This is a genomic window from Micromonospora sp. FIMYZ51 (assembly GCF_038246755.1).
GTDB lineage: Bacteria > Actinomycetota > Actinomycetes > Mycobacteriales > Micromonosporaceae > Micromonospora.
The window spans coordinates 845,073-865,570 of sequence record NZ_CP134706.1; the positions used below are offsets into that span (position 1 = coordinate 845,073).

Here is a 20,498-nt window from a genome sequence, read left to right on the forward strand (position 1 = left end):
GGCATGTCCACCATGGCTGTTCCCGACGTCGCGGTCGCACCCGTCGACGAGGGCTTCTGGACCCGGACCCGCAAGGTTGGCCTGGTGCTGCTGGCACTTGGTCTGCTGGCCACGGTGGTGTTCGGCGCGCTGGCCACCGACGAGCAGGCCCGGTTCACGCTCAGCGAGGACGCCGCCGGGGCGGCGCTGGAGGTCAACGGCACGGTCGGCGCGATCATCTTCGGCCTGCTCACCCTCGCCGCCGGTGGCGCGATGCTGGCCAGGCTGCCGAAGCGCTGGTTCATCCCGCTGCTCGCCGTGGGCCTGGTCGGCTTCGTGCTGTCCTTCCTCTGCTGGCAGGTGTCGGACGCCCCGACCGGGCAGAACTTCATGCCGCTTGTCAACATCGTGCGGGGTACGTTCCTGCTCGCCCTGCCACTGATCTTCGGTGCGCTGGCCGGGGTGCTCTGTGAGCGTTCCGGCGTGGTGAACGTGGCCATCGAGGGGCAGCTGCTGATGGGTGCCTTCAGCGGTGCGCTCTTCGGCAGCATCTCCGGCAGCGTCTGGGTGGGCCTGATCGCCGCCGCGATCGGCGGCTCGTTCATCTCCCTGCTGCTTGCCGTCTTCTCCATCCGCTACCTGGTCGACCAGGTGGTCATGGGCATCGTGCTGAACCTGTTGGCGCTCGGCATCACCGGCTTCCTGTACGAGCGGCTGATGCAGACCAACGCGGCCCGCTACAACAGCGCCCCGCGCTTCAGCAACTGGGAGATCCCGCTGCTGTCGGACATTCCGGTGCTGGGTCCGGCGCTGTTCCGGGGCAACCTCTTCCTCTACCTGGCCCTGCTGCTGGTGCTCGTGATCCACATCGGGCTGTTCCGGACTCGGTGGGGGCTGCGGACCCGCTCGGTCGGCGAGCACCCGACGGCGGCGGACACCCTCGGCGTGAAGGTGCTCGGGCTGCGCTACCGCAACGTGATCATGGCCGGGGCGATCGCCGGCATCGGCGGTGCGTCGTACACCCTGGCGCTCTTCTCGTTCACCAAGAACATGATCGGGGGTAAGGGCTTCATCGCCCTGGCCGCACTGATCTTCGGCCGGTGGAGCCCGACCGGGGCCCTGCTCGCCGCACTCTTCTTCGGCTTCGCCGACCAGCTGGCCACCTACCTGGGCGCGATCAACAGCATCATTCCCGGTCAGTTCCTGGCCATGCTGCCGTACCTGGCGACGATCCTGGCGGTGGCCGGGCTGGTCGGCCGGGTCCGGGCACCGGCGGCCGACGGCAAGCCGTACATCAAGGGCTGATCCAGGGGGCGGACCATGGAGATCGACTGGGAACGGCTGCGGGCCGCCGCAACCGAGGTGATGCGGCACGCGTACGTGCCGTACTCGAAGTTCCCGGTGGGGGCGGCGGCGCTCGTCGACGACGGCCGGGTGGTGGTCGGCTGCAACGTGGAGAACGCCGCGTACGGCGTGGTGCTCTGCGCCGAGTGTGGCGTGGTCTCCTCGTTGCACGCCACCGGCGGCGGCCGGATCGTGGCATTGTCCTGCGTCGACGCCACCGGTGAACCGCTGATGCCGTGCGGGCGTTGCCGGCAGTTGCTCTGGGAACAGGGTGGGCCGGAGTGCCTGATCGAGGCCAGGAACGGCCCGCTGCGGATGGCCGAGCTGCTGCCGCACGCCTTCGACGTGACCGACCTCGACGCGGTCACCAGCGAGCAACCGGTGCCGGTGGTGCCCGACCGGCTGGCCGCCTGGCGCGGGCGCGGCACCGTCTTCGTGCACCCGGACCTGTCGGCGGGGCGGCAGGTCTGGACGGCCTACTGGGAACGCTCGGCCGGCGACGACGCGGGCGCCGAGACCGGGGTCCTGGAGGAGGGGCCGAGCTGGGACGACCCGGCGGAGGCGATCACCTGGGGGCTGGCGCGTACGCCTCGGGTGGTGGTGGTGGACGAGTCCGGCACGATCTTCTGGGCCGGCGAGGGGGAGCCGCCTGCGGAGATACCGGTTCGCTGGGGTTGAGCTTGGGCGACGGGCTGGGGGAACCGGTATCGCCATTCGACTAGGAAAGATCGATCTGATGAGTGGTTTTGCTGCGGTTGATGTGATTCGGGCCAAGCGGGACGGGGGAGTGCTCTCCGACGCGCAGATCGACTGGGTGGTGGACGCGTACACCCGGGGCGCCGTCGCCGACGAGCAGATGTCGGCGCTGGCCATGGCGATCCTGCTGAACGGGATGACGGCGCCGGAGATCGCCAGGTGGACGGCGGCGATGATCGCCAGCGGCGAGCGGCTGGACCTGTCGTCCGTGGCCCGGCCGACCGTCGACAAGCACTCGACCGGCGGCGTCGGCGACAAGATCACCCTGCCGCTCACGCCGCTGGTGGCGGCCTGCGGCGCGGCGGTGCCGCAGCTGTCCGGGCGCGGGCTCGGGCACACCGGCGGCACGCTGGACAAGCTGGAGTCGATCCCGGGTTGGCGGGCCGCGCTGAGCAACGCGGAGTTCACCGCCCAACTGCGCGACATCGGCGCGGTGATCTGCGCGGCCGGGTCGGGACTCGCGCCGGCCGACCGCAAGCTGTACGCGCTGCGGGACGTCACCGGCACCGTCGAGGCGATCCCGCTGATCGCCAGCTCGATCATGAGCAAGAAGATCGCCGAGGGTACGGGCGCGCTGGTGCTGGACGTGAAGGTCGGCTCCGGCGCCTTCATGAAGTCGGTCGACGACGCCCGTGAGCTGGCTCGGACCATGGTCGAGTTGGGCGGCGCGCACGGGGTGAAGACAGTCGCCCTGCTGACCGACATGTCGACCCCGCTCGGCCGGACCATCGGCAACGGGGTCGAGGTCACCGAGTCGGTGGAGGTGCTCGCCGGGGGTGGCCCCGCCGACGTGGTGGAGCTGACCCTGGCGCTGGCCCGGGAGATGCTCGACGCGGCCGGGCTGCCCGACGCCGATCCGGCCGCCGCGCTGCGGGACGGGCGGGCGATGGACGTGTGGCGGTCGATGATCCGGGCCCAGGGCGGCGACCCGGACGCGCCGATGCCCGAGGCGAACGAGGTCGAGGTGGTACGCGCCGAGGCCGACGGCTACGTCGCGGCGGTCGACGCGTACGCGATGGGGGTGGCCGCGTGGCGACTCGGCGCGGGCCGGGCGCGCAAGGAGGATCCGGTGAGCGTGCCGGCCGGTGTGGTGCTGCACAAGCGTCCCGGTGAGCCGGTCAAGGCCGGCGAGCCGCTCTACGAACTGCGCGCCGATCAGCCGGAGCGGATTCCGGCGGCGTTGGCGGAGGCGGCTCGGGCGGTCACCCTGGCGGAGCGCCCGCCGGCGCCGGTGCCGTTGGTGATCGATCGCGTCGAGTAACGAAACCCTGGTCGGACCCATGGTGTCGAACCGATGGGGCGACTACTCTCGCAGGCCAGGGGGACAGTCGGCGCCACGCCGGTGTGAGCAGACAGGGATGTTGCCGTGATCGTTCCCGCCCCCGATCCCCGGGAAGTGCGTGAAGCGAGCCTGGAGGAGCTGTCCCGGCTGCGGTTGCCGTTGCCGCCGGCCCAGTTCCCGCTGGTCTGGGAGCCCGGCGACCGGATCGAGCTGCGGCCCACCGCGGAGATCGAGGCGCGGATCGCGGTGCTGCACCTGATCCTGGCCCGCTGCTTCGGCATGCCGCCGCAGGCCGCGATGAGCTGGCTGCTCGCCTCGCATCTGGTGGAAATGGTCACCCCGCCGGAGTTCCAGTTCGTCACCGGCGCCAAGGGCGATCACCGCTCCTTCGTGCTGCACCATGACGCGCTCTTCTCGCTGGCCTGGGTCCTCGGCCTGACCAAGCAGCTCGATCCCAGCCTGCCGGTGGACGAGCGGCTGATCGAGCGGCTGCCGCACATCGTCGAGGGGGAGACGTTCCAGCAGTGGCGCTCGCGGATCCTGGCCGCGCCGCAGCATCCGGCGGATGCCGCCGCCCTGCTCGACCTGCACTACTGCCTGGACTGGGCGTACCTGGAGGTGGACCGGTCCGGCCGGGCGCTGCCGGGACTGGTGGACGCGAATGCGATCGGGCAGCGCCGGTGGGCGCTGGAGTGGGCGGTCATCCTGCGTGGGCCGTACCACGACGAGCCGCCCGGTTGGGAAGAGGTGGACCTCTCCACCTAGCGGTGGCGGCCGTTCACCGACGGTGCTCTGGTGGCGGGTCAGTGGCTCGGGCGGTGCACACCGAGGCGTACCGCCATGGTCACCTGGACCGGCTCGCCCAGCTCGGCGATCCGGTCGGCCAGTCCCGCCGGGTCGGCGTGCCAGGCGCTCGGGCCCATGCCGACAAGCGTGGCCACCTCCGCAGCGCAGAGCGTCAGCATCCGGCGGTGCACGGTTGCCGACTCCTCGACGAAGTGCCCGCCGAGGCTGGCCGCGACCCGGTCGGCCTTGGTTGGGTCGACCCGGAGCAGGCCGAGGGCGTCGACAAGTTCGGTGAGGTGGTCGGCGGCCGGGGTCACCACCAGCAGCCGGCCGGCCGGGTCCAGGACCCGGCGGAACTCGGCGCCGTTGCGGGGGGCGAAGACGTTCAGCAGCAGCGTCGCGGCGGCGTCCGCCAGCGGCAACCGCTGCCAGGTGTCGGCAAGCGCCGCGGTGACGCGCGGATGGATCCGCGCGGCCCGCCGCAACGCCGGCTTGGAGACGTCCAGGGCGAGACCGGCCGCGCCCGGCAGCGCCGCCAGCACCGCGGCGAGGTGCCGACCGGTCCCCGCCCCGGTCTCCACCACCAGGGGGTACGCCCCAGCGCCGTCGCCGTGCCTCCGGCTGCCGCCCGCCACCCCACCGCCCGCGCCCTTTGCTCTGCTTACCTCGGCGCAACAGTTTCGCCCGGTTTCCGTTGCGTGGGTTGACGCAGAGCAAAGGGCGGGTGGGAGGGACCGGTGGGCTGCCTCCGTCACCTCGGCGGGCAGGGCGGCGCGGGCAGCGGTGGCGAGGGCGGTGGAGATGGTGTCGTAGTGGCCGGCAGCCAGGAAGTCCGCCCGGGCAGCGACCATTTCGGCGCTGTCCCCGCCGTGCGGGGCGCGACCGGCGAGCAGATTGACGTAGCCCTGCCGGGCGATGTCGAAGCTGTGCCGACGGGGGCAGCGCAGCGCGCGGGTCGCCCCGGCAGCGACCTCGGCCAGGGGCTCGGCGCAGACCGGGCAGCGCAGCCGGTCGACGACTTGACGATCCATCACCGCAGCAGGTCGCAGGCCGGTTCCACGTGCCCGAGCGTACCGAGTACGTCGGCGCGGACTAGGGTCTGGTCATGGTCGCGAGTATCCGATATGAGGACATCGTCAAGGCGCCCAAGGCGCTGCTGCACGATCACCTGGACGGCGGCCTGCGGCCCGCGACGATCGTCGAGCTCGCCGCCGAGGTCGGTCACGAACTGCCCACCACCGATCCGGTGGCGTTGGGCCGCTGGTTCGTGGCGGCGGCCGACTCCGGCTCGCTGGAGCGCTACCTGGAGACGTTCGCGCACACGGTAGCCGTGATGCAGACCGCGTCGGCGCTGCGCCGGGTGGCCCGCGAGTGCGCCCTGGACCTGGCCGCCGACGGGGTGGTCTACGCCGAGGTCCGGTTCGCCCCGGAGCAGCACCTGGAACGGAACCTCACCCTGGACGGCGTGGTCGAGGCGGTGCTTGCCGGTTTCGTCGAGGGCAGCGCGCTCGCCGCCGAGGCGGGTACCCCGATCCGGGTCGGCACGTTGCTCACCGCGATGCGGCACGCGGCCCGGTCCCAGGAGATCGCCGAGTTGGCAGTGCGCCATCGCGACCAGGGCGTGGTGGGCTTCGACATCGCTGGTGCGGAGGCGGGCTTCCCGCCCACCCGGCACCTGGACGCCTTCGAGTATCTCCAGCGGGAGAACTTCCACTTCACCATCCATGCCGGTGAGGCGTTCGGACTGCCCTCCATCTGGCAGGCGATCCAGTGGTGCGGGGCCGACCGCCTCGGGCACGGCGTACGCATCGTCGACGACATCACCGTCGGTGCTGCCGAGCCGGCGCTCGGGCGACTGGCCGCGTACGTGCGGGACAAGCGCATCCCGCTGGAGCTCTGCCCGTCCTCAAACGTGCAGACCGGTGCCGCCGCGTCGATCGCCGAGCATCCCATCGGGCTGCTGCGCGACCTGCGGTTCCGGGTCACCGTCAACACCGACAACCGGCTGATGAGCGGCACGTCGGTGTCCCGGGAGATGGCGCTGCTCTGCGAGGCGTTCGGCTACGGCTGGCGCGAGGTGCAGTGGTTCACCATCAACGCGATGAAGAGCGCGTTCATCCCGTTCGACCAGCGGCTGCGGATCATCGACGAGGTGATCAAACCGGCGTACGCGAAGCTGCTGGGGTGAGCGCCACTGCGGGGTGAGCGCGGCCGGTGGTGTGCCGGGGCGGGTCGAACCCCGCCGGTGAGTTCAGCCGGTGCCGGGGTGCCCGGCGGCGAGCAGGCCCGCCACCCGGCGCAGCACGTCCCGGCCACGGGCCGCCTCCGCGCCCAGCCCGGTCTGCCGACGCAGCACCGCCGGCTCCGTGCGCAGCAGGGTCACGCCGCGACGGATCAGCATTGCCGGCCCCTTGCGTTGCTCGGCGAGGTCGCGGGTCAGTCGGCGGAGGAAGGTCGCGCCGCGCGGTCGCCGCAGGGCGTACGCCCCGGCGAGCAGGCCCCGGCGGCGGCATTCCGCGACAATCTCAGCCGCAAATATCCCTTCAGCTACAAAGAGTGGCGAATCAGCCAGCTCGAATGGCCGGGTGGCCACCCGGCGGTCCTCGCTGATCGCATAGACCGGCACTTCTGCCCGGCCGTGCCGGACCAGTCGGGTAATGACCTCGACCGCGCTGGTGGCATCCCACGCCCCGGGCGACTCCCAGTCGATCTGACCGTTCCGTCGCGGTAACGTTGGGTCATCGCCGTCCTTGTAGAAATCGTCTAAGCAGAGCACGGGTAGCCCCGTTTGTCTGGCTATATACGACTTTCCGGAGCCGGATGGGCCGGCAAGCAGGACGACTCGACGCGGGATTTTCATTACTTTAGGTGACTCCGGACAGACGGACCGCGAGCAATTTGCATCAACATCTCATCACACCTCTGGTTCGGGACAACCTGGGCTTTCTCTTTCCGGGACGGCGTGATGGAATCTCGGATGGTCCGACCCGCCGGGTCGGCCGCTGGGCGTTGCCCGGGGCAACGCGGACGCTGCAATCACGAGGGCGGTGACGTGAGCAAACGGCCGAAGACGGCAGGCTCCTTCCTGTCGCGTCTGCGCCGGCCGGCTGGTCGGCTTCGCGACATGCCGATCTGGTCCAAGCTCGGTCTCATCATGATCGTGCCGACCATCGCCACGGTCGTCGTGGGTACCAGCGGCCTGGTTGACCACCTGGATTCGCTCAGCGACGCGAACCGCGCCGGTGACCTCGCCGAACTCATCGGGCACTCCGGTGAACTGGTGGACGGTCTCCAGGACGAGCGGACCGCGGCGGTGCTGCTGCTCGGTGTGCCGCCGCAGCCGGCGGGCCAGGCCGAGTCGGAGGCGAAGAAGCGCTATTCCGCCCTCTACAGCGAGGTTTCGTCCCGGGTGGACGAAGGCGCCCGCCCGTACGCGCAGCAGCGGGGTGACCTGACCGACCTGCCCGTCAGCCTGGAGCTCCTGCTCGACCAGATCAACGAGCGCCTCGGCGATCTGCCGGGCACCCGGAGTCAGGTGCTGAACGGCAAGTTCAAGATCACTGACGCATTGCAGTCGTACGACGAGCTGATCAACCAGCTGCTCGCCGTCCGGGACTCGGCCAGCCAGCTGGCCGGTGACAACGACCTCAGCGACCGGATGCGGGCCGCTGCCGCCGTCGCCCGGGAGAAGGAGTGGCTCTCCGTCCGCCGAGTGGTGGTGCACCGCGCCCTGATCCTCGGTGGCATGAGTTCGACCCTGCGGACCGACTACATCTCCAGCGAGACCGGCCAGCAGCAGGCACAGCAGAGCTTCAACGCGGTGGCCACCGAGGCCGAGTCGGAGTTCCACGCCCAGACCATCGGCGGCGGTGACCGCCGGCAGGCGACCATCTACATCAGCCAGGTGAACGCCGACACCTCCGAGAACCTCTCCGGCATCTCCTTCTCCCCCGAGCAGTGGGACGCGGCACTTGTGGCGAACGGCAAGCTGATCCGCACGGTCGAGTCGAAGTTCGACTCGGACGTGGTGGCGCAGGCCGGTGAGCTCCGCTCCGACGTGCAGCGGCAGGTGTTCCTGGAGACCGGCCTGCTGCTGACCATGCTGCTGCTGGCCATCTTCCTGGCCTACCTGGTCGCCCGCTCGATGGCCCGTTCGCTGCGCGAGCTCCGCCAGGGCGCGCTCTCCATCGCCCAGTACGGGCTGCCCCAGGCGGTGGCCCGGCTGCGTGACCCGCAGGTGACCGGGCAGCTCTCCCCGGTGCAGCTGGCCAACCAGATCGCCGAGCCGCTGCCGGTGCGCAGCAAGGACGAGTTCGGTCAGGTGACCGAGGCGTTCAACGCGGTCCACCTGGAGGCCGTCCGCACCGCCGCCGAGCAGGCCGCGCTGCGCGCGTCCGTCGCGACCATGTTCGTCAACCTGGCCCGCCGCTCCCAGATCCTGGTCGACCGGCTGATCGGGCACCTCGACCGGCTGGAGCGCGGTGAGGAGGACCCGGACCGGCTGGCCGAGCTGTTCCAGCTGGACCACCTCGCCACCCGGATGCGCCGCAACGACGAGAACCTCCTGGTGCTCGCCGGTGCCGACTCGACCCGGGTGCAGCGGGAGCCGGCCGCGCTGATCGACGTGCTGCGTGCCGCCCAGTCCGAGGTCGAGCACTACACCCGGATCGAGTTCGGGGTGATCGACCGGGACATCGAGGTCGCCGCGCACGCGGTAAACGACCTGGTGCACCTCGTCGCCGAGCTGTTCGACAACGCCACCGCCTTCTCGCCGCCGGACTCGCAGGTGCTGGTCGAGGCCCGGCGGGTCGGTGACCGCGCCTCGCTGTACGTCGAGGACCGGGGCATCGGCATCAGCCCCGAGCAGTTGGCCGACCTCAACGAGCGGCTGGCCACGCCGCCGCAGGTGGACGTCGCGGTGTCCCGGATGATGGGCCTGGTCGTGGTCGCCCGGCTGGCGTCCCGGCACGGCGTCAAGGTCGAGCTGCGCTCGGGCAGCAGCGACCGGGGCACCGTCGCCGAGGTCGCGTTGCCGCCCACCGTGCTGGTGCCTCGGGCGCTCTCCGGTCGAGGCCAGCAGCCCGCCGCGTTGCCCGCCACGCCCGGTCCCGCGTCCGGGCCGAGTCCGACGTTCGGCGCGCTGCCGGCGCTCGGCGGTGGGGCGACCACCCCGCCGGCACCCGCCCAGCGTCCAGGCGGCTCGGGTAACCAGGTGACCCTTGGTGGCCGACCCTTCGACCCGGCCAGCCGCAACGGCGCCGGCACGCCGGCCCAGGTGTCCGGCGCAGCCTCGGGGAACCTGCCCGCCTGGTCGGACCTGACCGGTGCCAGCGGTGTCGGCGGCGGCAGTGGCTTCGCCCCGCGCAGCTCGAACGGCCAGTCGGTGGATCCGCTGCCGCAGCGCCGGGCCGGCGACGAGCCGACCGTCACCGACCAGCCGCCGACCATCCCGCGTCAGCTGCCCAGCAGCCCCGAGTCCGGGCCGTACGCGCCGCCGGCGGTGTCGGCACCGCCGGTCCCACCGGTGTCGTCCGCGCCGCCGGTCTCGGGCACGCCCTACTCCGCCCCGCCGGTCTCGGCGGCTCCGGTCTCCGGTCAGCCCGTGTCGTCGGCGCCGATCTCGGCGGCGCCGATGTCGGGATCGCCGGTCTCGACGCCGCCCGGCAGCCCGCTGCCGCAGCGGCCCGTCTCAGCGGCACCCACCGCCGGCCCGGCGAGCAGCCCGGCACCGCCGGCCTGGCCGCCGGTCGCCGGCGAGCCGGCCGCGCCGCCGGTGCCCGAGCGGCTGGCCGCCGCCCTGGACATGACCACCGAGCTGCCGCGGGTGCAGCGCCCGGCCCCGCCCGCCCGGCCGACCACGCCCACTCCGCAGGCGCAGAACCGGCAGCGGTACGCGGATGAGACGATGGAGCTGCCAATCTTCCGGGAGTTGGAGTCGGCGTGGTTCCGCACCCGCCGCCCGGGCCCGGAGGAATCGGCGGGGACGCGGCAGCCGGCGGCGAATGGTGCCGTGACCCAGCAGTTCTCCACGGTCGACACCGCCGATCGACCGGTACCGCAGAACCCGACCGGGACGACAGGTAACGAACCGATGGCAGAGACTCCGACGGCCGCAGGCGCGTCCGGCGGGTACGGCGCGCCGAGCGGCGGAACCCGCCCGGGCGCCGCCGAGAGCAGGCCCTCGTACCGGTCCACGCCGCAGGAGAACGTGTGGCAGACTGCCGCCGACGACGGTTGGCGGGCGGCCACCGCAGCCAGCCAGGCGCCAGCTGCCGGAACCACCCAGACCGGGTTGCCGAAGCGTACGCCGATGGCGCAGCTCGTTCCGGGAGCGGTGGAGAAGCCGAGCGCCTCGGTGCAGCGACGTAACCCGGAGTCGGTACGCGGTCTGCTCTCCGCCTACCACCGGGGCGTGCAGCGAGGGCGTAGCAGCCAACCCTCGGACAGCAACCCGACCGGCCCGGAGGAAACTTCGGGCGGGCAGAGCGGGCAGAAGGAGCAAGAAGGATGACTACTACGCAGGATCTCGGTTGGCTGCTGGCCAACTTCGCCGATCGGGTGCCCGGTGTCGCACACGCGGTCGCCGTCTCCGCGGACGGTCTGCTCCTGGCGTCGTCACGAGACCTTCCGCGAGACCGGGCAGACCAGCTGGCGGCGATCGCCTCGGGTCTGGTCAGCCTGACCCAGGGCGCGGCCCGCTGCTTCGAAGGAGGCGCGGTGCTCCAGACCGTGGTCGAGATGGACAATGGCTTCCTGTTCCTGATGTCGATTTCGGACGGCTCGTCGTTCGCGGTGCTCGCCGCGCGTAGCTGCGACGTCGGGCAGGTCGGTTATGAGATGGCCCTGCTCGTTGACCGGGTGGGTGACGCCCTGACTCCGGCGCCGCGTACGGCTGTCGGGATGATGGGCTGATCGTCGCGCCGTCCGGTGGGGCAGGCGGGGCGCGAACATTGCATACGACGGGTAGCACCGGTGCGATCCGGTGCGGGGTACGAAGGAGGTGAGCGGCGACATGGCTGATCGTGACGAGCCAACCGGCGCGTTGGTCCGTCCATACGCCGTGACCCGAGGACGTACCCGTCCCCGCCTCGACATCGCCCTGGAGGCGCTCGTCGAGACAACGGTGCGCGGTCGGGCCGTTGCCACTGGCAACGGTGGTCAAGGCCGTGAGCACCAGTACATCGCCGCGCTGTGTGACGGACGCGTGCAGTCGCTCGCCGAGATTGCGGCGCGGATGCAACTTCCGCTCGGCGTGGCCCGGGTGCTCATCGCCGACATGGCGACGGACGGCCTGGTCGCGGTCCACGAGCCGACCATCCTGGACGACTCGGACGACGCGGTGGGCACTGAATTGCTGGAGAGGGTGCTGAGTGGACTTCGCAGGCTCTGACATGTCGCACCGCCCGCCGACCCCGAGCGGGCGCGTGACGTCGGCGAAGATCGTTATTGCCGGTGGATTCGGCGTCGGCAAGACGACTCTGGTCGGCTCGGTTTCTGAGATCACGCCGCTGACGACCGAGGCCATCATGACCTCCGCCGGCGTCGGCGTCGATGACACCCGGCAGGTGCCGGGGAAGACGACGACCACGGTGGCCATGGACTTCGGCCGCATCTCGATCGATCGTGACCTGATCCTGTACCTGTTCGGTACGCCGGGTCAGACCCGGTTCTGGTTCATGTGGGATGAACTGGTCCGGGGTGCGATCGGCGCGGTGGTGCTGGTGGACACCCGTCGGCTGGCCGACTGCTTCGCGGCGATCGACTTCTTCGAGCATCGGCGGCTGCCGTACCTGGTGGCCATCAACTGCTTCGACGGCATGCAGTACCACGACCCGCAGGATGTCCGGGAGGCGCTCGCGATCTCCAGTGACGTGCCGGTGGTGGCCTGTGACGCCCGAAACCGGGAGTCGACGAAGCACGTGCTGATCTCGCTGGTCGAGTACGTGCTCACCATGCGTCGCTCGCGGGCCGTCGCGCCGGCCTGAGGGTCGTTCCAGCGCCCGGTGACGGCCTCTGTCGACACCGGGCGCTGAGTGCTGTCCGCGCCTCTGCCGCGCGGCCGGAGTTCGGTGTCCCGTTACCTTTTTGATCGTCCCCAGCCGGGGACTCCTCGGTCGCCCGGCCCGGTATGACTTCCTGCCCCTGTCGTAGGCATGATCCGGGGGGTGTTGTCGCCGGGTCGGGTGGCGTCGGCGGACCGCTGATAGGGACACGGCCGCCCTGTTTGGGGTTGGTCTCTTCGTAACGTGGGTGCCGGCAGTCCGACGCCTGGACCTGTGGCCGAGGCCACGGACGATGCGTGGAGGCGGGTGTGGTGCACGGCGGATACGGCGTCTACCTCGGGTTGGATGTCGGTAAGGGTGATCATCACGCGGTCGGGTTGGCGCCGGACGGCAAGCGGCTGCACGACGCACCGTTGCCGAACACCGAGGCTCGGCTGAGGCAGTTGTTCGACAAACTCGCCGGCCACGGTCGGGTGCTGGTGGTGGTCGACCAGCCCGCCTCGATCGGCGCCCTGCCGGTCGCGGTGGCTCGGGCATGCGGTCATCAGGTGGCCTACCTGCCCGGCCTGGCGATGCGCCGGATCGCCGATCTGCACCCCGGAAGCGCGAAGACCGACGCCCGCGACGCCTATGTCATCGCTGATGCCGCCCGCACCCTGCCGCACACGCTGCGGCGGGTCGACGTCGGAGATGAGGCTCTGGCCGAGTTGGAGGTCCTCGTCGGCTTCGACGACGACCTCGCTGGCGAGGCCACGCGCGTGTCGAACCGTATCCGGGGACTACTCACCCAGATTCATCCCGCCCTGGAACGGGTTCTCGGCCCGAAGGTGCACCACAAGGCCGTGCTGGAGTTGCTGTCGCGCTGCGGCGGACCGGCCGGACTCCGCAAAGCCGGTCGCCGCAAACTACTCTCGATCGCCGCCGTCCACGCACCCCGCATGGGTGAACGGCTCATCGAACAGCTCATGGCAGCCCTCGACGAACAGACCGTCACCGTCCCCGGCACCCAAGCAGCCGAGACGATCCTGCCCCGTCTCGCCGACAGCCTCCGCGACGTCCTACACCAACGCGACCAAGTCGCCGACCAGGTCGAGAGGATGCTTGATGCACACCCTCTTGCCCCGGTCCTGACATCGATGCCCGGCATCGGCGTCAGGACCGCCGCCCGATCCTGCTCGAAGTCGGCGACGGCACCGCCTTCGCCACCCCGGCCACCTCGCCGCCTACGCCGGCCTCGCCCCCGTCACCCGACGCTCCGGCACCAGCATCCGCGGCGAGCACCCACCCCGAGGCGGCAACAAGAACCTCAAACGCGCGTTCTTCCTCGCCGCGTTCGCATCCCTCGCAGACCCCGTCAGCCGCGCCTACTACGACCGCAAACGCGCCGAAGGTAAACGCCACAACGCCGCCCTCATCTGCCTCGCCCGACGCCGCTGCGACGTCCTATACGCCATGCTCCGCGACAAGATCCCCTACCAACCCCGCCCGACCAGCCCCGTCCCCGCTTGACGAAACCCATAGGGACACCCCCCCCTGGCCGCCACACCGTCCGTTCGAGCCGTCAGGGCCTTCTCAGCGGCCCGCGTGACGCCGTTGCTGGCGCTCGGGGGCAGCCGTACCGGTGCGGGCCGATGTGACACCCCCGGCGGTACGCAGCACCCGGGTGCCGCCGGTACGCCCTGAATCGCCGGCTGTTCGGCGGGTCAACGCCCGGCCCCGCCGACCGGCGTCAAAAAGGACGCGGGTGAGCGGGGCGCGGGCGGCGTCAGGAGGGGCGGGCGGCGTCAGGAGCGGTAGCCGGCAGAGCGGTACTCGTATTCCCGATCGTCGTCGCGGTCACCGGTGTCCCGACTGAAGTCCCAGCCGCCCGCCGATTCCCGCCCCGGCCGGCCACCGACCGCGAAGCCGCCAATCTCCTGCCCTCGGCGCCAACCACGGAAGTAACCGGTGGTGTTCTCGGCCAGGCTGGCCGCGTCGCGCACGATGCGCAGTGGACGCTCCTCGCGCAACGGTGAACCGGGTACGAGGTTCGCCTGCGGTACGCGCTTGGGCAGCCCGGCGTTCGTCTCGTCGCCCACCGCCGGGCGGGCGGCCTGCTCGGCGGCCTGCCAGCCACTGTCGGCCAGGGACGACCAGTCGAGATCCGAGTCCTCGCCGTGCCCGACGAACCAGGCCGACTTGGCCTGCGCGAAGATCAGCAGGTCGCCGTCGCCCTCGTCGGAGATGGGTGGCGGGCGGCGCTCGACCGGCGGCTCCGGCCGGCGGGCCGGCAGCGTGACGTCCAGGCGTTCGGCCGGCCGCTCGCCGCGCGGTGCACCTTCCCGCTCGACTAGGCGCAGCGGTGGCGTGTCCAGCGGCGGTTCCGCTCCGGGGCGCAGCGCCCGGTCGGCCAGCGGCGGGGGCTCGACCAGCCGCAGCACCGGCGGCTCCGGGGGCAGGTCGTCGGCGAGCCAGGGCGGGGTCACCCGACGCTCGGCACCGAGCTCGGCGGGACCATCGGCCGGGGTGTCTGCCGCTGCCCGCCGGTTGCCCTCGTAGGAGCCGGCCACCGGATTACGGGCCGGACTGTCGGCCGGAGTCTCCGGGTTGTTGACAAGCGGCCAGTTCGCCCGGGAACCAGGTGCGGGCGGCTCCTGGCCGGGACGGGTCGCCGGGATCGGAATGCTCAGGTCGGTCGCGCTGAAGCCGCCAGCCGGTGCCGGCGGTTCTCCGTTGGTCTTCGGCCGTGGCGGGATGACGGTGCGTTGCCGTTCGGCCCGCGCGTTGTTGATGGCTGCGGCGGTGAGTGTCGGCCGGAACGGCTCGCCCGCCTCGGCGGGCGGCACCGAGCCGCGCTGCGCCGGTGCGATCGGGGTGATCCCGGGCGGCGGCGGTGGCGGCGTGGAGATCGGCCGGTTGGTCGGACCGTCGATCCTCGACGGAGTCGGCTCGGGCCGCGTGGGCGGCGCCGAGACGGGCGGGCCGGCTACCGCGGCCGGTGCCACCGGAGCGGGTGCGACGGGCGGTGGGGTGACCGGGGCGGGCGCCACCGGCGGCGGGCCCAGCGGTCGGGGCGACGGTGGCGTGGCGCTGCCCGGCACCGGCTCGGGCCGGCTGCGGCGTCCGACGGCTGGTTCGGGACCGGTGGGACGCACGGCACGCAGGCCGGCTCCGGAACCGGCGGGCGACAGGTCACCGGCCGAGGACTCGGCGCGCCGCTCGACGGACCGCCGACCGGGCAACTGCACCGGCGCGGCGGTGCGGGCGCGTAGCGCGCCGACAAGCGCCTGACAGCCCGCGTCGCAGGCGCGTACGGAGGCGACCGCCTGCCGGATCGTTTCGGCGGCGGCGGAGATGAGGGCCCGGTTGACCGTGGACCGGCGGGGGGTCTCGGCGATGGCCACCCGCAGCGCGGTGACGGCCTCGTCGATCGCTTCGGCGTCGCCCAGCCCTTCGGCCGCGAGCTGGGCGGCGACCGCGTCGGCGGTGACCGCGGCGTCGCGGCCCCGGCCGGCGGCGTCGGTGAGCATGCCCGGCTCGGGCAGGGCGTCCAGCACGGCCAGCGGGATCAGGTCGGCGGGGTCGGGGTAGGCGCGCAGCGCGGCCGGGTAGAGCTCGCGGAGCACCTCACGAAGCGCGACCGCGGCGGAGTGGCGTCCGCTGGCCAGGGCCGCGTGTGCGGCGAGCACCTGCTTGTAGCCGACGAGTTCCCGGGGGGCCGGTAGGGTCACCGCCGAGAGCGCACCCGCCTGGAGGGCGCGGGCCAGGCCCACCGCCCGCCGTACGGCCGGTGGGGACTGCATTTCCTCGACCGAGTCGTCGTCGGCGAACCGCTCGGCGAAGTCGTCCACCGAGTCGTCGTCGGCGATCGCCAACGGGCGGCCGGCGGCACTGAGCAACGAGGTGACGGTGTGGTCGTCGCTGTCGGCGGCGATCGCCGCGCCGCTCGGCCCGCCGGAGCGTTCCACGAGCAGCGTGACCAACCGGGCGTAGCCCGCCGGGTCGTCGCCGATCTCGCAGACATGCAGCAGACGGCCTGCGTCGTCGACCACAGCGGACGTCAGCGTCGAACCGGCCGGGGCCGATCGGTCGGCCGGATCCGCCGAGGTCAGACCGCAGTACATGCGCACGAGCGCCACGGCGTCGTCCTCCTCCCGGAACACAGGGCTTTCTCTCTGCCAGAGACTGATGCTCCCTGGTGCGGGTCAGTCGCGCCAGTCCACGACCGCAGAGATCTTTCCGACAATGGTGCGCCAGCCCAGACTTGCGGTCTGTGCCCCGATTTTCTTCAACCGACGTCGACCCATGAAACCGCTGATGCCGCCATTGACGGAGGCCCGTAGCGCCTCGTCCAGATCGTCGAGACTGGAGCCGCTGGAGAGCATGTCGAGCACGGCGGGCAAACGCAGCGCGTAGGCCACATCCCGGGCCACCTCGCCAGCCTCGATGAGCAGCGTCGGATCCCAGGTGTCGTGCCCGCCGCGAAGGTTTTCCACCACGAGATCGAGCTCGTAGATGTCCTCGTCGCGCGGCGCGATGTCGGCCGGTTCCACCCGTTCGGACAATTCATTCCAACTGTCCAGCTGAGACAGATCGTTTGGCGCACCGGAACGGACGAAACTCACAAGCGACTCGGGGGTCTTGAACAGCAGCAGTCGTCCCCGGTGGCTGAGGAATACCGGCACCTCCTCGTCGCCGGTCTCGTCGGCCGCCTTCTCGTCGGTGTCGTCCGGCTCGGTGTCGTCCTTGTCGTCCTTGCCCGCGCCGGCCTTGGCCTGCTTCTCCTCGTCGTCGCTCTCGGCGAACTCCCGGGCGAGGTCCTCGTCGAGGATCACGACGTCGCCGTCCTCGTCGTCCTCGACCTCCTCCACCACCTGGCGGCGGGCCAGGAAGGGGTCGTCGGCGTCGCGCTCGGCCACATCGGTGGGGTTCACCTCGCGGGCCGGCCGGTACGCCCGCAGGGTGTAGCCGGTGCCGGCGGGCAGGGCGATCTCCACCGGGTCGATTCGCAGGTCCTCCCAGAGCGCCCGGGCCGCGTCGGCGGACGCGGCGGCGTCCGGCTCGGCGGGACCGGTCGCGTCATCGAGCGCGGACTCGGCCGGGCCGGTCGTGTCATCGAGCTCGGGCTCGGCGTCGGGCCGTTCAGGCGACTGGCGGGCCACGGTGACCTCCGGGTGCGTCGGGCTGCCCACTCATCGGCGCGGTGCCGACGGGTGACTCTGGGCACATACCCTAGTTGGCTGCTCTGGGTAACGGGTGCCGGCCCCGGTGGCGGCGTCCACCTCCGACAGGTAGCTTGTCTACCTATGAACGCCCAGGCGCTGCACGGACATCTCGACGCCTTGCTGCTCGCCGTGCTGGAGCGGGGCGCCCTGCACGGTTACGCAATCATCGAGGCGTTGCGGACCCGTAGTGACGGCCGGCTCGACCTACCCACCGGCACGGTCTACCCGGCGTTGCGGCGGTTGGAGCGGGCGGGTCACGTGGCGAGTGCGTGGAGCACCGTGAACGGCCGGGAGCGGCGCACCTACGAGCTGACCGACGCGGGCCGACGCGCGCTGGCCGACCAGCGATCGGGATGGCGGCAGTTCAGCGCCACGGTCAGTCGCTTCCTCGATCCAGGCCCGTCGTCCGCGACGGCGGGCTGACCGGCCCGGCCGCCGCTCGACGGCAACCGGCCCGGCAGCCGCTGGAAGGCAACCGGCCCGGCAGCCGCTGGAAGGCAACCGGCCCGGCCGCCGCTCGACGGCAACCGGCCCGGCCGCCGCTGGACGGCGGGCGCAGCGCCCCGGCCGCCGTTCGATGGCGGGCTCAGCGGGTGGCGAGCAGCCAGGTGCGCGCCGCCCGGCCCAGCCAGACATGGGCGGCTCCGCCGGCGAGCATCCCGACGATCATCGGCGGCCAGCTGAGGGCCGCGTCCCAGAGCACGATCGACCAGCCGAACAACGCCACGCCGGTGAACGCGCCCAGCACGGCGGCGACCGTCAACAGCGCACCCACCGCGTGGGCGACCGCGGTGAACACCGGGCGGGACGAGCGGGCGGTCGCCGTCACGAGCGCCAGGCCGGCGGCGCCGAGCAGGAACGCCGCCGCCCAGATCCAGTCCACGGACTGCGACAGCAGCAGGTAGCCGGCGGGCGGTGGAGGTCCGTCGCTCCAGCTCGACCCGCGCCAGGTCAGATCACCGGCGAGCGCGGCGGCTGCGGCGAAGGCGAGGATCCGCAGCGACAATCCGCGCAGCGCCGCCACCGCCAGCTCGGCCTGGTACGCGGGGGCGAGCTGCTCCGGCGTACCGAAGTCGGTGACCGCCCGCCGGGCCGCCTCGTGGGCGGACAGCCCCCCGTCCCGGTACGCCTCGACCGCGTCCAGCAGCCCGTGCCGCGCCTCGGTGAGCAGGTCCGCCCGCAACCGGCGCGGGCCGCGAAGCCGACCGGCCAGCCGCCGCAGGTGTTCGTCGATCAACACGTCATCCCCGACCGGCATGCGTCCACCCTGCCACGCAGCGCAACCTCTGGCGTCCGGGAAAACCCCGAGTCGATCAACCAGGGGCCGACCGGGGGCGAGAGCGTCGTCGCACGCTAGGCGGTGCGGGTGGCGAGGGCCAGATAGCCGTGTTCGGCGGCTTGTTGGAGCAGCCACTGGTCCCGGTACCAGCCGGCAGCCGTGACCAGATCGGCGTGCCGGCCGCGTTGGACGATCCGACCGGCGTCCAGCACCACGATCTCGTCCAGCCCGGCGAGACCGCTGAGCCGATGGGAGATCAGCAACACCGAGTGCCCGGCCGGGAGAGCGGCGAGGGCCGAGGCGAGCACCTCGTCGGCGGCGACCGGATCCAGGCCCTCGGTCGGCTCGTCCAGCACCAGCACGGCCGGCGCGGCGAGCAGCGCCCGGGCCAGCGCGAGCCGCTGTCGCTGCCCGCCGGAGAGCTGTCCACCCTGCTCGCCGACCACCGTGTCCCAGCCCTGCGGCTGCTCCCGGACCCAGTCCGCCAGCCCGGCCGCCTCGACTGCGCCGGTGAGCGCCGCCTCGTCCGCGTCGGCCCGACCGAGCAGCAGGTTGTCGCGGACCGAGGCGTGGAAGACGTACGCCTCGGCGAGCAGTCCGCCGACCAGCTGTGGCAGTTCGTCGGGCGGGTAGCTCGACACGTCCCGTCCGTCCAGGGTGACCCGGCCGCTGTCGGGGCGTACCGCGCCGGTCAGCACGGCGGCCAGGCTGCTCTTGCCCGCGCCACTCGGCCCGACGACCGCCACCCGGCGACCCGGCGGCAGGTCGAGGTCGAACCCGTCCAGCGCGGCGGGAGCATCGGCCCGGTACCGGACGGTGACCCCCGCGAACCGCACGTCCGGCGCGGCGCGCCCGGTCGTGGCCGGCGCCTCCGGCGCGCCGGCCGCTGGCTGCTCGTCGGCCGCCGGGCCGGTGGCCCGGTCCTCGGCCGGGGTGGGGGTGACGAGGCTGGCGATCCGGGTCAGGCCGGTGCGCAGCCCGGTCCACTGCCGGGCGGCGCCGACCAGGGCGAGGGCGATCTCCACCGCGGCCAGCGTGCCGACCGCCAGGACGCCGATCAGTACCCCGTCCACCCCGGCGCGGAGGGCGACGAGCACCACCGCGCCAGCGGTCAGCCCGGCCACCAGCACCCCGGCGGCGTCGACCGCGAAGCCGAGCGCGGCGAGCCGGCGTTCCAGCCGGGCCAGCCGTCGGGCCCGCCGCTCGGCCGCGCCGAGCGCGTCGCCGGTGGCCCCGAAGGCGGCCAGGTCGGCGGCGCCGTGGGTCAGGTCGATCGCGTCGGCGGCGAGCGCGCCACGCAGCGGCGCCACCTCGGCGCTGGCTCGCCGGGTCAGGGCGGTGGCCAGCGCCGGCAGGACCACTCCGGCCAGCAGCAACCCACCGGCCAGCACGAGCGCGGCCGGCGGCGAGACGAGCGCGGTCAGCCCGACCGCCAGTACGCTCACCAGCCCGGCCGCCGCGCCCGGGACGAGTACCCGGAGCAGCAGATCCTGTACCGCGTCCACGTCGGAGACCAGCCGGCTCAGCGCGTCACCGGTGCGTGGTGAGGCGTCGCGTCGGGCGGCCAGCGTGGCGAAGGCCCGGGTCCGGACGTCCGTGACGAGGCGGAGCACCGCGTCGTGGCCGGCGAGCCGTTCGGTGTAGCGCAGTACGCCCCGGCCGACGGCGAGTGCCCGGACCGCGACGATCGCCACGGTGAGCCGGTCCAGCGGCGGCTGGCCGGCGGCGGTCATCAGCAGCCAGGTCGCGGTGGCCATCAGGGCCAGTCCGGCGAACTCGGTGGCTGCGGCGAGCAGCCCGGCGCCGATCAGCCGGCGCAGGTACGGCCGGGCCAGGCGGAGCACGGCCAGCTCGGCGGAGCCGCT

The 20,498-nt window shown here is 72.4% G+C and carries 15 protein-coding genes and 2 pseudogenes; 11 read left to right on the plus strand and 6 right to left on the minus strand.

Annotation, left to right across the window (positions count from 1 at the left end; genetic code table 11):
- The first annotated feature begins 3 nt into the window (after positions 1-3).
- The 4 genes from QQG74_RS04150 to QQG74_RS04165 all read left to right on the plus strand — a co-directional run bounded on the left by QQG74_RS04150 (position 4) and on the right by QQG74_RS04165 (position 4,126).
- The gene (locus tag QQG74_RS04150; protein WP_341718971.1) at positions 4-1,284 is read left to right on the plus strand and encodes an ABC transporter permease; all 1,281 of its coding nucleotides are present in this window, start codon (positions 4-6) and stop codon (positions 1,282-1,284) included.
- Between the two features lie 15 nt (positions 1,285-1,299).
- On the plus strand, positions 1,300-2,001 hold the full coding sequence (locus QQG74_RS04155) for a cytidine deaminase (RefSeq protein ID WP_341718972.1): 702 nt from the start codon (positions 1,300-1,302) through the stop codon (positions 1,999-2,001).
- Positions 2,002-2,059: 58 nt separating this feature from the next.
- Complete coding sequence (locus tag QQG74_RS04160) at positions 2,060-3,340, plus strand: thymidine phosphorylase (RefSeq protein WP_341718973.1); 1,281 nt, start codon at positions 2,060-2,062, stop codon at positions 3,338-3,340.
- Between the two features lie 105 nt (positions 3,341-3,445).
- Complete coding sequence (locus tag QQG74_RS04165) at positions 3,446-4,126, plus strand: DUF4272 domain-containing protein (RefSeq protein ID WP_341718974.1); 681 nt, start codon at positions 3,446-3,448, stop codon at positions 4,124-4,126.
- A 38-nt stretch (positions 4,127-4,164) separates the two neighbouring features.
- Here QQG74_RS04165 and QQG74_RS04170 read toward each other — a convergent pair whose 3' ends face one another.
- A complete protein-coding gene (locus QQG74_RS04170) occupies positions 4,165-5,178 on the minus strand; it encodes a putative RNA methyltransferase (protein ID WP_341718975.1) in 1,014 nt (337 codons plus the stop codon).
- Positions 5,179-5,252: 74 nt separating this feature from the next.
- On the opposite strand from QQG74_RS04170, the gene QQG74_RS04175 reads away from it, so the two are divergent.
- Entirely contained in the window at positions 5,253-6,335 is a 1,083-nt protein-coding gene (locus tag QQG74_RS04175) for an adenosine deaminase (RefSeq protein ID WP_341718976.1), read from the plus strand.
- Positions 6,336-6,398: 63 nt separating this feature from the next.
- On the opposite strand, the gene QQG74_RS04180 is transcribed toward QQG74_RS04175, so the two are convergent.
- A complete protein-coding gene (locus QQG74_RS04180; protein ID WP_341718977.1) occupies positions 6,399-6,740 on the minus strand; it encodes a hypothetical protein in 342 nt (113 codons plus the stop codon).
- Positions 6,741-7,199: 459 nt separating this feature from the next.
- Here QQG74_RS04180 and QQG74_RS04185 point away from each other — a divergent pair, with 459 nt between their 5' ends.
- The 5 genes and pseudogenes from QQG74_RS04185 to QQG74_RS04205 all read left to right on the plus strand — a co-directional run bounded on the left by QQG74_RS04185 (position 7,200) and on the right by QQG74_RS04205 (position 13,659).
- Positions 7,200-10,658, plus strand: a complete 3,459-nt coding sequence (locus QQG74_RS04185) for a nitrate- and nitrite sensing domain-containing protein (RefSeq protein ID WP_341718978.1) — start codon at positions 7,200-7,202, stop codon at positions 10,656-10,658.
- Positions 10,655-11,059 carry a roadblock/LC7 domain-containing protein gene (locus QQG74_RS04190; protein ID WP_137778231.1) on the plus strand — a complete coding sequence of 135 codons (405 nt, stop codon included), beginning with the start codon at positions 10,655-10,657 and terminating at the stop codon, positions 11,057-11,059. Before QQG74_RS04185 ends, QQG74_RS04190 begins: the two co-directional genes overlap by 4 nt.
- 100 nt (positions 11,060-11,159) lie before the next feature.
- A complete protein-coding gene (locus tag QQG74_RS04195; RefSeq protein WP_091416218.1) occupies positions 11,160-11,537 on the plus strand; it encodes a DUF742 domain-containing protein in 378 nt (125 codons plus the stop codon).
- A 1-nt stretch (position 11,538) separates the two neighbouring features.
- Positions 11,539-12,132 carry an ATP/GTP-binding protein gene (locus QQG74_RS04200; protein WP_088969745.1) on the plus strand — a complete coding sequence of 198 codons (594 nt, stop codon included), beginning with the start codon at positions 11,539-11,541 and terminating at the stop codon, positions 12,130-12,132.
- Positions 12,133-12,461: 329 nt separating this feature from the next.
- Positions 12,462-13,659: pseudogene (locus QQG74_RS04205) on the plus strand (IS110 family transposase).
- A gap of 275 nt (positions 13,660-13,934) precedes the next feature.
- Here QQG74_RS04205 and QQG74_RS04210 read toward each other — a convergent pair.
- Positions 13,935-16,292 (minus strand): transposase, encoded by a 2,358-nt coding sequence (locus QQG74_RS04210; RefSeq protein ID WP_341718979.1) that lies wholly within the window; start codon positions 16,290-16,292, stop codon positions 13,935-13,937.
- Positions 16,293-16,334: 42 nt separating this feature from the next.
- On the minus strand, positions 16,335-17,321 hold the full coding sequence (locus QQG74_RS04215; RefSeq protein WP_341718980.1) for a DNA primase: 987 nt from the start codon (positions 17,319-17,321) through the stop codon (positions 16,335-16,337).
- A gap of 114 nt (positions 17,322-17,435) precedes the next feature.
- Between QQG74_RS04215 and QQG74_RS04220 the strand changes: the two genes are divergently transcribed.
- A complete protein-coding gene (locus tag QQG74_RS04220) occupies positions 17,436-17,777 on the plus strand; it encodes a helix-turn-helix transcriptional regulator (protein WP_341718981.1) in 342 nt (113 codons plus the stop codon).
- Positions 17,778-17,940: 163 nt separating this feature from the next.
- Here QQG74_RS04220 and QQG74_RS04225 read toward each other — a convergent pair whose 3' ends face one another.
- On the minus strand, positions 17,941-18,612 hold the full coding sequence (locus QQG74_RS04225; RefSeq protein WP_341718982.1) for a permease prefix domain 1-containing protein: 672 nt from the start codon (positions 18,610-18,612) through the stop codon (positions 17,941-17,943).
- A gap of 95 nt (positions 18,613-18,707) precedes the next feature.
- Positions 18,708-20,498 (minus strand): annotated as a pseudogene (gene cydC, locus QQG74_RS04230) (thiol reductant ABC exporter subunit CydC); the annotation flags it as partial.